13 protein-coding genes are annotated in these 13,658 nt (G+C 55.4%); 9 read left to right on the forward strand and 4 right to left on the reverse strand.

Going from position 1 to position 13,658, the window contains the following annotated elements; all coding sequences use genetic code 11:
* Positions 1–23: 23 nt before the first annotated feature.
* The 4 genes from Q8O73_RS13395 to Q8O73_RS13410 all read right to left on the reverse strand — a co-directional run bounded on the left by Q8O73_RS13395 (position 24) and on the right by Q8O73_RS13410 (position 4,077).
* Positions 24–887 carry a hemin ABC transporter substrate-binding protein gene (locus Q8O73_RS13395; protein WP_305558668.1) on the reverse strand — a complete coding sequence of 288 codons (864 nt, stop codon included), beginning with the start codon at positions 885–887 and terminating at the stop codon, positions 24–26.
* Positions 888–891: 4 nt separating this feature from the next.
* Positions 892–1,965: a hemin-degrading factor gene (locus Q8O73_RS13400; protein ID WP_305558669.1), complete on the reverse strand. Its 1,074-nt coding sequence runs from the start codon at positions 1,963–1,965 to the stop codon at positions 892–894.
* A 235-nt stretch (positions 1,966–2,200) separates the two neighbouring features.
* Entirely contained in the window at positions 2,201–3,418 is a 1,218-nt protein-coding gene (locus Q8O73_RS13405; protein ID WP_305558670.1) for an MFS transporter, read from the reverse strand.
* 23 nt (positions 3,419–3,441) lie between these two features.
* Entirely contained in the window at positions 3,442–4,077 is a 636-nt protein-coding gene (locus tag Q8O73_RS13410) for a LysE family translocator (RefSeq protein WP_305558671.1), read from the reverse strand.
* Between the two features lie 243 nt (positions 4,078–4,320).
* Between Q8O73_RS13410 and Q8O73_RS13415 the strand changes: the two genes are divergently transcribed.
* The 9 genes from Q8O73_RS13415 (at position 4,321) to Q8O73_RS13455 (ending at position 13,648) form a co-directional block, all read left to right on the forward strand.
* Positions 4,321–4,554, forward strand: coding sequence for a hypothetical protein (locus tag Q8O73_RS13415; protein WP_305558672.1), 234 nt, complete (start codon positions 4,321–4,323; stop codon positions 4,552–4,554).
* Positions 4,555–4,632: 78 nt separating this feature from the next.
* Positions 4,633–5,244 (forward strand): RT0821/Lpp0805 family surface protein, encoded by a 612-nt coding sequence (locus Q8O73_RS13420; protein WP_305558673.1) that lies wholly within the window; start codon positions 4,633–4,635, stop codon positions 5,242–5,244.
* A 219-nt stretch (positions 5,245–5,463) separates the two neighbouring features.
* The gene (locus Q8O73_RS13425) at positions 5,464–5,760 is read left to right on the forward strand and encodes an SCP2 sterol-binding domain-containing protein (protein WP_305558674.1); all 297 of its coding nucleotides are present in this window, start codon (positions 5,464–5,466) and stop codon (positions 5,758–5,760) included.
* 24 nt (positions 5,761–5,784) lie between these two features.
* Positions 5,785–6,435, forward strand: a complete 651-nt coding sequence (locus Q8O73_RS13430) for a DUF6134 family protein (RefSeq protein WP_305558675.1) — start codon at positions 5,785–5,787, stop codon at positions 6,433–6,435.
* 68 nt (positions 6,436–6,503) lie between these two features.
* On the forward strand, positions 6,504–7,811 hold the full coding sequence (locus Q8O73_RS13435; protein ID WP_305558676.1) for an OmpP1/FadL family transporter: 1,308 nt from the start codon (positions 6,504–6,506) through the stop codon (positions 7,809–7,811).
* A gap of 94 nt (positions 7,812–7,905) precedes the next feature.
* Complete coding sequence (locus Q8O73_RS13440) at positions 7,906–9,615, forward strand: long-chain fatty acid--CoA ligase (protein WP_371135088.1); 1,710 nt, start codon at positions 7,906–7,908, stop codon at positions 9,613–9,615.
* A 107-nt stretch (positions 9,616–9,722) separates the two neighbouring features.
* A complete protein-coding gene (locus tag Q8O73_RS13445) occupies positions 9,723–10,127 on the forward strand; it encodes a MerR family DNA-binding transcriptional regulator (protein ID WP_305558677.1) in 405 nt (134 codons plus the stop codon).
* 48 nt (positions 10,128–10,175) lie between these two features.
* Entirely contained in the window at positions 10,176–11,312 is a 1,137-nt protein-coding gene (locus Q8O73_RS13450; protein ID WP_305558678.1) for a thiolase family protein, read from the forward strand.
* Positions 11,313–11,320: 8 nt separating this feature from the next.
* Positions 11,321–13,648, forward strand: coding sequence for a 3-hydroxyacyl-CoA dehydrogenase/enoyl-CoA hydratase family protein (locus Q8O73_RS13455; RefSeq protein WP_305558992.1), 2,328 nt, complete (start codon positions 11,321–11,323; stop codon positions 13,646–13,648).
* The last annotated feature ends 10 nt before the right edge of the window (positions 13,649–13,658 follow it).

Raw genomic sequence — 13,658 nt, forward strand, 5'->3', positions numbered from 1 at the left:
CATCCTGACGGCATTAGGCAAACTCATTTCGGATCAGAAATATTATGCAATTTTTCGGCAAGAAGACGTATTTCGCCCACCGAACGCGGGCCAAACCCCAGAATAGTCGAAGACGACATCGTCAAAACCCGGCCCTGTGCCACCGCCGGGTGCAGGCCCAGTGCCGGATGCTGGGACAGGCCCGCCAACCCGCCAAAGTGGTCCAAGGTTGAATCTGGCATCAAGACATAATCCGATGCATCGGCGGTAATCGCCTCGGGCGATACCGGCTTGAACCCGTCATAACTGTCCATCGGATTTTCACCACCAACCAGATGAATGATTTCATCTGCCGTGGTATTGCGCCCCGCCGACATCGGTTGACCATGCCCCACCGCCATCAGGAAAACGATTTTGGCATGATCCGCCCCGGCCATATTCTGGATCGAGGCAATATCATCCCGGACCCGGCTCGCCATTTCCTGCCCGATATCACCAAGATGCAAGGCATCGGCGGTAATCCGGATTGCGTCAGGCAGATTGGCAAGATGATCAAGGGATGGCAATTTGACCACCGGAATGCCCAGCGCCACAAGATCTTTCAGCGCTGCATCCGGCCCGGCTTTTTCAACCACCAGAATCAGATCGGGTTTCAACCCGACGATCCCTTCGGTCGCCAGTGTCCGCATATAGCCAACCTTGGGCAAGTCACCCACTGCTTCGGGCAAGGTGCTGGTGGTATCGGTGGCAATCACCCGATCCCCGGCACCCAGGGCAAAGACAATTTCGGTGGCCGGTGCGCCCACGGTAATCACCCGTTGCGGCGATGCCGGTTCGCTGGCATATCCCGCCGACCATATACTGACCAGTCCGATCATCGCGGCCAGAACGAAAACGATAAACCGCATCTTTTTACTCCGCCGCAGCATTTTTGGTGCCGCCATCACGCGGCAGGGATTGAGCCAGATCGCGCCACTGGCTGTTTTCGGGATCTTTTGGGGCACGTTCACCACAAAAAATCGCAAAATTGTTCAGATCTGCATCATACAGTTCGACCGTGGTGATTCTGCCTTCGCGGATCGGTTTGCGCACCAGCCATGCCTCGGAAATATGGTCGTTACGAAGGTGCAATGTAAATGTCGGATCCATGACATTGATCCAGTCCCCCATCTCGCGGATGGTCTGGATCGGACCGGTATGAATCTGGATCGCACCTCGATTGCCGACAAACACCATGATCGAAACCCCTTGCAATGCGGCCTTTTTCAGCAAGATGCGCAGGGACCCGACATCCAGCCTTTCGGCAAATTCCGGCCCGACCAGACGCAATCCCTGATGGCGGCCCACATTGAAATCGCGCAACAGACCATGAAACTGATGAACATCGGTCATGCGCCGCCAATGGGCGCGGAAATTCTCAAGATCAACCGCGTCATCGCTGCACAGGGCCGGTTTGGGCAGGGGTGGCAAAACCTCGATTTCCGGCAACTGGTTATCGGCACGCCATTCTGCGACCAGTGCGTCATACGCCGCGGTATTTGAGTTTTGGGTCAGGAAAACCTTGTGAATGGCGGTGCCATCATGATCAAAAAACTGAAAACTGCAACGTTGACCGGCCTTGGCTGTGTTGGTTTCCACGGCAAAACCATGCCCCCAATGCCCCAGAAACAGCCGCAAATCCACGTCATGATTCAACACAAGGCCCATTTCGCCATTGATGCTGACCTTGCCAAACATGCCGGTCTTTTCATGAACCACAGACTCGTTACGGGTCAGTACCATCACCTCGCCAAGCTCGCTCAGGCGCGTGATCACATCCCCCCAGTCGGCATCAAGACGAATGACATTATCACCGCATCCCGCCGCCACAAGTTCCCCCTCGCTGATCTCCATTTCGTCGGCGATGTCGCGGGTATATCCCTTGGCCGTGCCGCTGGAAATCGCGGCCCAGGCTTCGGCTGCTGTCTTGAAATTATTTCCGGTCATGGCGGTTTCTCCTGGATTGAAAACGGGAAAAAAGGCGCGGAAAAAGGCACACAGGACCCGATGCTGCCTCGGAATTAATATTAATAATGATTTGCATTATTATAATGATTGTCACCTGTCGTCAAGGCATCCACCCGGCCTGAAACAAGGCTACGCCGTGTGTCAAAGCCAAATAACCCGCCGGAATATCCGGCGGGTTAAACATAAAACGAACGACAAAGCCTTTTATCTGAAATCAGGCGCTGATTTTTTCGGCTGACCCGGCACGCAGGGCGGCCAGATATTGCACGCACAGAACCCCAAACAGGATCATCAGCGGCACCCGCCAGCCGCCCAGAACGTCATACAACGCCCCAAACAGCACGGGGCCAATCGCCGCCAGCAAATATCCCAAAGACTGGCACATGCCCGATAATCGTGCCGATGTTTGCGGGTCCGCCCCGCGCATGCCAACCAGAGTCAGGGCAATGCTGATCATGCTGCCTTGACCCAGCCCCATGCAAATCACCCAGACATAGGGGAAACTGGTGGTGGCAAAGGCAAAACCCGGCACCCCGATCAAAAACGGCAAATGCAATACCGTCATTGCCAGTTTCTTGTTGGGAATCACCGAATAAATCAGGGGGGCCAGAAATGCCGCCGGAATACCAAAAATATTGAAAAGTGTTAGCAGGGTTGCCGCTTCGGCCTCGGATATCCCGGAATCGATAAAGATTTTCGATACCCACGCAATCCCGGTATAAAACACCAGCGACTGACAACCAAAAAACAGACTCAGCACCCAGGCCTCACGATTGCGCCATAATGAGGCCGCCGGAAGGCCCGACACCGCATTGCGATGCCGATACCGCAACATTGGCAACCAACAGACAAAACCAATCACCGCCACAACCGCCCAGATGCCCAGCGCATATCGCCAGTCACCCCCCATCGCATCGCGCACCGGAATGGCAATCCATGCCGAAAAGGCCGCCCCGCTTGACATCGTAAAGGTATAAAGGGCAGTGACCATCGCGACCCGCGCCGGAAAACTGCGCCGCACCAGTGATGGCGTCAGCACATTCATCACCGCAATCGCCGATCCCAAAACCAGCGTCCCGGCGACCATCACTCCGTAAATCCCGGTGGACCGCAGACCCTGCCCGACGGCAACCAGAATCAACATCACCACCAACGTCGTTTCGATTCCATAACGTTGCCCAAGGCGCGGCGCAAACACCGACAATACTCCGAAACACAGGATCGGAATGGTCGTCAGCAGGCCCAGTTGCGTTGCCGACAGAGACAAATCGATCCCCACCGTTTCGGCCAACGGCCCCATCACAACGATAGAACCGCGCATATTGAGCGCCAACAACAACAGGGCGGCCAAAAAACCCAGATGCGGCGTCAAACGCCGAAATCCCCGTGCCGCCGGATCGGCAGCAGGATCAACAGGTTGCAATTCAGTCATCGGGTTTCTCCGCAAGGATAAGGCTAGAAAACAGGCAGAATATCATACAGCACACGCCCGGCGACCAGCACAAACAGTACGGCAATCAACCGTTCGATCATCCCGGCATGGCGTTTGAGCCACGGCAAAACCGCCCCATGCGAAAATCCGACCGCGACCAGGCAATACCACACCGCATCAATGGCGGCGGCGGTAAAGGCCAGCAATGCCTTGCTACCCCAACCAAATTCCGGCGAGACAAACTGACTGAACAGCGCCAGAAAAAACAGCGCGATTTTGGGATTGAGGAAGGCAATCATGAAACCGTCACGCACCGCCTGCATCATGGTTTGGGCCTGTAAACCGCCCTGTCCGGATGCAAACCGTGCGCTGCTTCCGGCGGCCTGCCACGCCCGGACCGCCAGCCAGATCAGATAGAGTGCGCCCATCACACTGACGATATTGCGAAAGGCCGGCACGGTCTGAAACAAAATACCCAGACCTGCCATCGTGATCACTGCATAAAACCCGATCCCCGCCCCATGCGCCAGCGCACAGGCAAAACCCGCCCGACGCGACTGATGCAGTGAATGGCGCAACACAACGGCAAGACTCGGCCCCGGCGTCATCGCGCCCAAAATGCAAATGACCGCCACCGACAGCCAGGCAGTAAAAGTCATGAACGTTCCCCGGATGATCTTGTTTGCCCGCAGGCTAGCGGCTGTTGCCATCGGTTGCAACGCCGCAAACGCCAGCCATCACGTTTGAAACAGACAGCCCGCCTAACTCCTTAAATCCATGCCTTAATCCGCCACATCTTTGCCCTATCGCATCCTTAAAGGTCAGGCATTCTGATTTTGGGAACCTGTTTACGGGTTTTCGGCAGGATCGAAGACCCCAAAAACGACAGAAAGGGACATGAGATGAAAAAGACAGCAATCATGGCCATCGCAGTGGCAACCTTTGGACTTTCGGCCTGCACAAATTTGAGTGACCGAGACCAGAAAATGCTGAGCGGGGCCGCCATTGGTTCCGGTGTTGGCGTGGTCGGCACCGTTATTACCGGCGGCTGTGTCAGCTGTGGTGCGGCGATTGGTGGCGTTGCCGGGGCCGGGGTCGGCTATATTCTGCATGAAAATGACAAGGCCCGGCAATAAGGCCGCCAGTTTTTCCGGGCTGCACCGTGAAACCTTGCAAGGATAGCCTGCACAGCCTCAACCATCATGATGGAAAACATGAAAAAACCCCGAAACCAACGCCTTGTTACAGCCCTTGTCGCCATGATTTTTGCCACAACCCTGACATCGCCGGTTCTGGCCGATCCGCCGCCCCATGCCCCGGCACATGGTTATCGCGCCAAAAATCCGGGAATGCATCCCGGCCCCGGCCCAAAACACCCGGTACCGGTTCATAACGGCGGCAATATGTTTGTACCCAATGGCAATTTCCTGCAATGCAATCGCGACGTCATCGGCGCGATTCTGGGTGGAGCCGCTGGAGCCGCAGCCGGTTCGACGATTGGCAAGGGCGATGGCCGCATGGCCGCGGTGATTGGCGGAGCGATTCTGGGATTGCTCGGCGGTCACGCCATCGGGCAGGGGATGGATCAAACCGATCAGGCCTGCACCGGCTATGCGCTGAACCGTGTCCCGGACGGCCAAACCGCAAGCTGGGTCAATCCTGATTCGCACCAACAGTTCAACATGACGCCAACCCGGTCCTGGCAAACCCCGGATAACCGGTATTGCCGGGAATATACCGCCACCGCGACCATCGCAGGCACGCCACAACAAACTTATGGCACTGCCTGTCAGCAACCCGATGGCAGTTGGCAAATCGTGTCCTGATACCCGCCCGACACCACTCTGTCCGATCATGTCATCACAGGCCCGGCATCTCTTGCCGGGCCTGTTTTTTTATGTGTTCCAAGCCGATTTTTTATTGCCAATCAAGGGCCTGCAATCTTTCGTTATCACCTATTCGTAAATTGATTTACGTATACGTCACTTTGAGTTACAGTTGCCCCACAAACAAAAACAAGACCATCAAAAAACAGGGAGGATTTCGTGGAAGCCATCCTCGAAACCATCAGGACGAAATTGCCGCAATTGCGGGGCCTGAATGCCGTGATCGCCTTTGATTGTGGCGATGACGGTCATGTGGTGATTGATGCCACCGGACCACAACCCGACATTACCGACGACCCGCTGGAGGATGCCGATTGCATCCTGAAAATCTCGCAAGCCAATCTGGCCAAAATGCTGGCTGGAAAACTGGATCCGATGCTCGCCTTCACGATGGGCAAGGTCAAGGTGAAAGGGTCGATGGGGATTGCAGCGAAACTTTCCGCACGGCTGGATTGATCGGAAAATGAGGGGGATGTCGATATGTCCGAACCAAACAAACGCCTCTATGCGCTGGGACTGATCATGGCTATCACCGGTCTGGTACCGGTGTCGAGCCATGCAGAAGAACCCCTGAATTACAAAGTCTTTAAAGATGGCGAACCAATTGGTTTTGAAACCGTAACATTTACCGAAAGCCCGGATGGCCTTGCGGTTGATGTCACGACCCAGACAGATGTCCGGGTCCTGTTTCTGACCTTTCAGTACCACCATAAGCGGCGCGAAATCTGGCGTGACGGCAATCTGGTGTCGGTTTCGACCGAAACCAGTGATGACGGAACGCCTTATGCCTTTCTCGCCGAATATGACGGTGACTGTTATGAACTGGCCGGGCAGAACACGCCCCGTCGCGAAGCGTGCAACGGGGCATGGCCCCTGACCCTGTGGTCAGAACAGGTAACCACCAAAGACCATCTCTATAGTGTGATTGATGCCACCCCACACACGGTGCGCATCGACAAGACCGAAAACGGCACCCTCACGCTGGGCGATGAAACATACCCCGCCCGTCATTACATCATGAGCGGGGATGTCAGCCGCGACCTTTGGTACGGCGAAGACGGAAAATTGCTGAAAACCAGCTTTAAAAGAAAAGGTTACGACATCGACTTCATCAGGGTCGATCTACCGTAACCGCACAAGAAAACGCAAGCGGGCGCCCAAGGCGCAACAATAACCAGCTTCGTATCAGGGAGAAACTGATGATGATAACGTCCAGAAAGGGCTGCCTCTGTGGGGCAGCGTCCGTAACTGCTATTTTGGCCCTGCTTGCATCGGCAGGCACGGCCCATGCCTCGGGCTTTCAGGTCCGCGAAACCAGCGGCACCTTACAGGGATCATCCTATGCCGGGATGTCCACCCTCTCGACCGATGCCTCGACGATTTTCTATAACCCGGCCAATGTCGGCCATTTTGACGAAACCAGCTACAGTGCCGGTGGCGCATTGATCATTCCGCGTTCGACCATGAGCAACGGTTCAGCCACCACCGGTACCCTGACGGCAGGACGTAATGTTTCCAGAACCGATTATGGTGATTTCGCACAGGATGCCTTTGTCCCCAATGCCCATGCGGTCTGGAAACTGACGGACCAACTTAATATTGGTATTTCCATGACTTCGCCCTGGGGACTGGTGACCGATTACGAACCGGATTTTTCAGGACGCTTTTTTGGCACAACCTCAGCCATCAAAACCGTGAACATCAAGCCGCTGGTTGCCTATCGCTTTGATAACGGCCTGTCGCTGGGCGCAGGTGCGCAAATTCAGCATATGGATGCCCGTCTTGCCAGATCAGTGGCTTTTCCCGGTCAGGGCGAGGGCAATAGCGACGTCACCGGCGATGATCTGGCAGCAGGATGGACCGCCGGTGCAAACTGGGAATTTATGCCCGGCACCCGCATCGGGGCGGCTTATAATTCGACCATCACCCATAATCTGGAAGGCGATATCAAATTTGATACCGGTGCACAGGCCGCCGGATATCGCAATCAAACGGCCACGGCCAAGGTTAGCACACCCGAAGCCGTCACCTTTGGCATCGCACAGGATATTGGGGAAAAATGGACCGTGATGGCCGATGCCCAATGGACCAACTGGAATTCCATCGACACGCTGGACTTTCATTTTGGCGGCGATACCAACATCCTGATTGCCGGGACGCAAAATTTCAGTTCTGACGAATATAAATGGGGAAGTGCATGGTTCTACAGCCTTGGTGCCCGTTATCAGCATGATGACAGATGGGCTTTTACCGGTGGTGTTGCATTTGACGAAACCCCGGTGAAAGATAAATACCGGTCAGTACGCCTACCTGACTCCAACCGCTATTGGGTGTCGTTGGGTACAACTTACAAGGCGGCTGACTGGGCTGATGTCAGTCTGGGCTATACCCATATTTTTGCCCATTCTGCCGATATCAATCTGAACAGCTCCACCGTTGGCACATATAGCGGCACCTACGAATCCGAGGTCGACATCATCGCCTTGCAGGCGAATTTCAAGTTCTGATCGGTTATACTGTCCGGTGTGCGGTCGGGGTTCCGGCATCACACCGGGCGTATGTCGCCCGCAATGTGACGTTAACGTAATGGAGTTAACGCAAATGATACATACAAACGTTCAGGTTTCCACGACCAGCCCTTCGATCCTGCCGGGCGATGTTCCCGGTGTTGATCTTGACGCGCCGGTGCGCATGCGCCCGGTCCATGATATTTTTGACGATGCCGTCGCCCGCTTTGCCGACCGTCCCTGCGTCGATTTTCTGGGGCGCAGTTACACCTATCACGACATCGCCGAACAGATTGACCGGGTCGCCGAAGGGTTTCGCCAACTTGGCGTGCGCAAGGGTGACAAGGTTGGCCTGTGCCTGCCCAACACGCCTTATTATGTCGTGTGTTATTATGCGATTCTGAAATGCGGCGGGGTGGTGGTCAATTTCAACCCGCTTTATGCCAAACGCGAAATCGCCTTTCAGATCAACGATTCCGGCGTCCGGTTGATGGTGACGCTCAACCTCAAACAGATTTACCCCAAGGTCGCCGCCTGTTTTGACGAGACCTGTCTGCGCCGGATCGTCGTTTGTGAAATGAGCGACATTCTTCCGCCGGTCAAAAGCGTGTTGTTCGCCCTGTTCAAGCGCAGCGAACTGGCCGATATCCCGTCGGATTTACGCCATATCCCCTATTCCCGCCTTGCCAGTTGTCCTCCGATCAAGGCCATTCCTCCTTGCAAGGTCGATGATCTGGCGGTGCTGCAATATACCGGCGGCACCACCGGGCGACCCAAGGGTGCCGTGCTGACCCATGCGAATCTGAGCGCCAATGTCGATCAATTGACCCGCTGGATGCCTGGTGCCCGGCCCGGTCACGAAGTTACCCTGTGCGTTTTGCCGTTTTTCCATGTCTTTGCGATGACGGTCGCGCTCAATACATCGGTCAATATCGGGGCGGAGCTGGTTCTGCATCCGCGCTTTGAACTTGATGCCTTGCTGAAAACACTGGATCGCAAGAAGGTGACGATCTTTCCAGGCGTGCCGACGATCTACACCGCGATCAACAATTCACCCGAAACCCCGAAACATGATCTGTCTTCCGTACGGTGCTGTATTTCCGGCGGCGCCCCCCTGCCGGTCGAAGTCAAGCACCGCTTTGAAGACATCACCGGGGCCAAGGTTGTCGAAGGATATGGTCTGACCGAAGCCAGCCCGGTCTGCACCTGCAACCCGTTTCTGGGCGTGAACAGGGAAGGCTCCATCGGGGTGCCGCTACCCGGTACGCAAATTGAAATCCGGTCACTGGACCGGCTCTCGCACACCGTCGCCGACGGCGAAAAAGGCGAGGTTTGCATACGCGGGCCACAGGTCATGCCGGAATACTGGCAAAACCCCGATGCGACCAAGGCGACCTTTCTTGATGGCTGGCTGCGCACCGGCGATGTCGGTTTTCGCGATAAGGACGGTTATATCTTTCTGGTTGATCGCCTCAAGGACATGATCCTGTGCAGCGGCTATAATGTTTATCCTCGCGCCATTGAAGAAGCCCTGTATCTGCATCCCGATATTGCCGAAGTCACGGTGATTGGCGTGCCAGATCCCTATCGCGGTCAGGCCCCCAAGGCCTTTGTCCGACTGAAGGATGGCATCATCAATGTCACCCCGAATGATTTGCGGGATTTTCTGGAAGACAAAATTTCGCGAATCGAAATGCCGCGCGACATTGAATTGCGGGATGAACTGCCCAAAACCATGGTCGGCAAGCTGTCGAAAAAAGAACTGATTGAGGAAGAACGGCAAAAAACGGCCAGTTCATCTTAATAAATCAATACGTTACGTCAGGTTCACATATATTGTAAAAAATGTAACTGACGTTAACGTAAACTAATTGACGTTAAGATCAAAAAATGTACCAATAGGGCGACGACATGACAAAAACAGACGTTCCATTCTACACAGTGCCGGAACTGGCAAAAGATCTTGGCATCACACCGCGCACCATCCGCTTCTATGAACAAAAGGGATTGGTGGCACCACAGCGGGCCGGGGCCACCCGGGTCTATACACGTCAGGACCGCGCCCGCCTGCTGATCATCCTGCGCGGCAAACGACTGGGTTTCAGCCTGCGCGAGATTGCCGATTACCTCGCCCTCTATGCCGCCGATCCGACCCAGACCGGGCAGATCAAAATGCTGTTAGGGCAGGTTCGCCACCGGATGGAAGAACTGGAAGAACAACGGATCGCACTGGATGTCACGCTCGATGAATTGCGCGAAATCGAACAGCAATCGATTGAGGCGCTGAAAGAAAAAGGGATTGATCCGGATTCGTAATGATTTACGGACCCGAAATCACCGATAGCACAGGAAGGATACATCACCATGACCCAAGCCGTTATCGCCGGATATGTCCGGTCCCCCTTTACCCTTGCCCGCAAGGGGGCTTTGGCCAAAATACGGCCCGATGATCTGGCCGCAACCGTCGTTCGCGGGTTGGTCGATCAAAGCGGCATTGACCCAAAAACCATCGAGGATCTGATTCTGGGTTGTGCCTTTCCCGAAGGCGAACAGGGCCTTAATGTCGCCCGGCTGATCACCTTTCTGGCCGGATTGCCGCGATCCGTCGGCGGGGTGACGGTCAACCGGTTTTGCGGATCGTCGATGCAGGCAATCCACCAGGCCGCCGGGGCAATTGCGATTGGTGCGGGGGATGTTTTTATCTGTGCCGGGGTCGAAAGCATGACCCGGGTGCCGATGATGGGCTTTAACCCGATGCCCAACCCGCAATTATACAAAACCATGCCCGAGGCCTATATCGGCATGGGTGATACCGCCGAAAATGTTGCCGCCAAATGGAACCTGTCGCGTGCCGATCAGGAAGCCTTTGCTGTTGAAAGCCACAAAAAGGCCGACAGTGCCCAAAAAGCCGGAAAGTTCACCGATGAAATCATCGCGATTGATACCCCGGATGGCACCGTAACCGATGATGGCTGTATCCGCCCGGACACCACCGCCGAAGGCCTAGCCGATCTCAAACCGGCCTTTCGCGCCGATGGTGTGGTAACAGCGGGCACATCTTCGCCCCTGACCGATGGAGCGTCGGCGGTTCTGGTCTGTTCCGAAGACTTCGCCAAAAAGAACGGTCTGACACCACTGGCCCGCATCAAATCGGTGGCGATTGATGGTTGCCTACCAGAAATTATGGGTATCGGCCCGATAGGGGCCAGCAAAAAAGCCCTGAAGCGTGCCGGAATAACTGCCTCCGACCTTGATATTGTCGAACTGAACGAAGCCTTTTCCTCGCAGGCCATGGTCAGCATCCGCGAACTTGGCCTTGATCCGAAAATCGTCAATATCGATGGCGGAGCCATTGCCCTTGGCCATCCTTTGGGGGCGACGGGGGCGCGTATTGTCGGCAAGGCGGCGTCCTTGCTGAAACGCGAAGGCGGCAAATATGCGCTGGCATCGCAATGTATTGGTGGTGGACAGGGCATCGCAACGATTCTGGAGGCGATGTAATGTCTGACATGAATACTGGCATCAAACAGGTCGCCGTCATTGGCGCCGGTGTGATGGGGGCCGGAATCGCCGCCCATATCGCCAATTCCGGAACGCCGGTTCTGTTGCTTGACATCGTTCCGGACGGCGCATCGGACCGCAATGTGATTGCCACCAGTGCGGTCGCAAAACTGCAAAAGGCCGACCCGGCCCCGTTCATGAACAAACGTGCCGCAAATCTGATCACTTGCGGCAATATCGAGGATGACCTTGGCAAAATTACCGAGTGCGACTGGATCATCGAGGCGGTGATTGAACGCCTCGATATCAAGCAGGCGCTTTACAAAAAAATCGGGGCGGTTCGCAAATCGGGATCGGTGGTGTCATCCAACACATCAACCATTCCGCTTGCCACCCTGATTGACGGCATGGAAACCGGTTTCGCCCGCGATTTCATCATCACCCATTTTTTCAATCCGCCGCGTTATATGCGGTTGCTGGAACTGGTTGCAAGCCCCGCCACGCGCGATGGTGTGATCGATAAAATCACGCAATTTGCCGATCATCGTCTGGGTAAAACCTGTATCACCTGCCATGACAAACCGGGCTTTATCGCCAACCGTCTGGGGGTTTACTGGATTCAGGCTGCCATGACCGAGGCGATGGATCGTCATCTAACCGTTGAAGAAGCCGACAGTGTGATTGGCCGTCCCTTTGGCATTCCCAAAACCGGCGTTTTTGGCCTGATGGATCTGGTCGGGCTGGATTTGATGCCCCATGTGCAGGCCAGCATGGCCGGGGCCCTGCCAAAATCGGACCCGTTTCATGCCATTTACCGCGAGTCTGATCTGGTCAAAAATCTGATTGCCGATGGCTATACCGGTCGCAAGGGCAAGGGCGGCTTTTACCGCCTTAATCGCAGTGGTGGCGAAAAGGTCAAGGAATCGGTCAATCTTGCCACCGGTGACTTCGCCAAATCGCAAAAAGCCCGCCTTGAAAGTGTCCGTGCCGCCGGAAAAAACCCGCACAGCCTGATGAATTTCCCGGACAAGGGGGGGGAATATGGTCGTGCTGTTATGGGTAAAACCCTAGGCTATGCCGCCTTTATCGCCGAAGAAGCCGCAACCGCCATCCCGGATGTCGATGAGGCGATGAAGCTGGGCTATAACTGGAAAACCGGCCCGTTCGAGTTGATCGACGCGATTGGCGTTGATGCCCTGATTGCGATGCTTACCGCCGACGGGATCGACATCCCGCCGCTTCTGCAAAAGGCCGCAGGAAAATCGTTTTACAAAGTCACGGATGGCAAACTCTTTTGCCTTGGCTTTGACGGCGATTATGCCGAAGTCATCCGCCCCGACGGAGTCCTGTTGCTGGAAGACATCAAACGCCGGTCCGAACCGGTGGCCGGCAACCGGTCGGCATCGCTTTGGGATATTGGCGATGGCGTCGCCTGCCTTGAATTTCATACCAAAATGAATGCGCTGGATGCCGATGTGATGGCGATGCTCAAAACATCAATCCGCACGGTAAAAAAACAGTTCAAGGCAATGGTGGTTTATAACGAAGGCAGCAATTTTTCTGCCGGGGCCAATCTGGGGCTGGCGCTGTTTGCCGCCAATATCGCCGTCTGGCCGGAAATTGAAAACCTGATTGAAACCGGACAGGCAACTTACAAAGCCCTGAAATATGCACCTTTCCCGGTTGTCGGCGCACCGTCCGGGCTGGCACTGGGCGGCGGGTGCGAGGTATTATTGCATTGTGACGCAGTACAGGCCCATGCCGAAACCTATGTCGGGCTGGTTGAACCCGGGGTCGGGTTGATCCCGGCATGGGGCGGTTGCAAGGAAATGATCCGGCGTTGGTCCGAAAACCCGAAATTTCCCAAAGGCCCGATGGCCGCATCCGCCAAGGCATTTGAAATCATCAGTGTCGCCACCGTCGCCAAATCGGCGTTCGAGGCAAAGGAACATCTGTTTTTCCGCCCTGATGACGGCATCACAATGAACCGCAACCGGCTGTTGCAGGATGCAAAAACCCGCGCACTGGCAATGGTCGAAGGTTACGAAGCCCCGACTGAAATCACGTATCGCCTGCCCGGCGAAACGGCACGGGTGGCCTTTGAAATGGCGGTTGACGGTTTCTGGCGGTTGGGCAAGGCCACCGATTATGACCGCGTGGTAGCAGGCGAACTGGCCCGTACACTGGCCGGGGGCGATACCGATATCACACAGGAATTGTCCGAAGACGACATGCTGGAACTCGAACGCGAGGGGTTCATGCGACTGGTGCGCAATCCCGGAACACTGGCCCGTGTCGAACATATGTTGCTGACCGGCAAACCCTTGCGGAACTGAGGAAAAAACA

Origin of the sequence: Thalassospira sp. (genome assembly GCF_030690045.1) — a bacterium.
Classification (GTDB): domain Bacteria; phylum Pseudomonadota; class Alphaproteobacteria; order Rhodospirillales; family Thalassospiraceae; genus Thalassospira.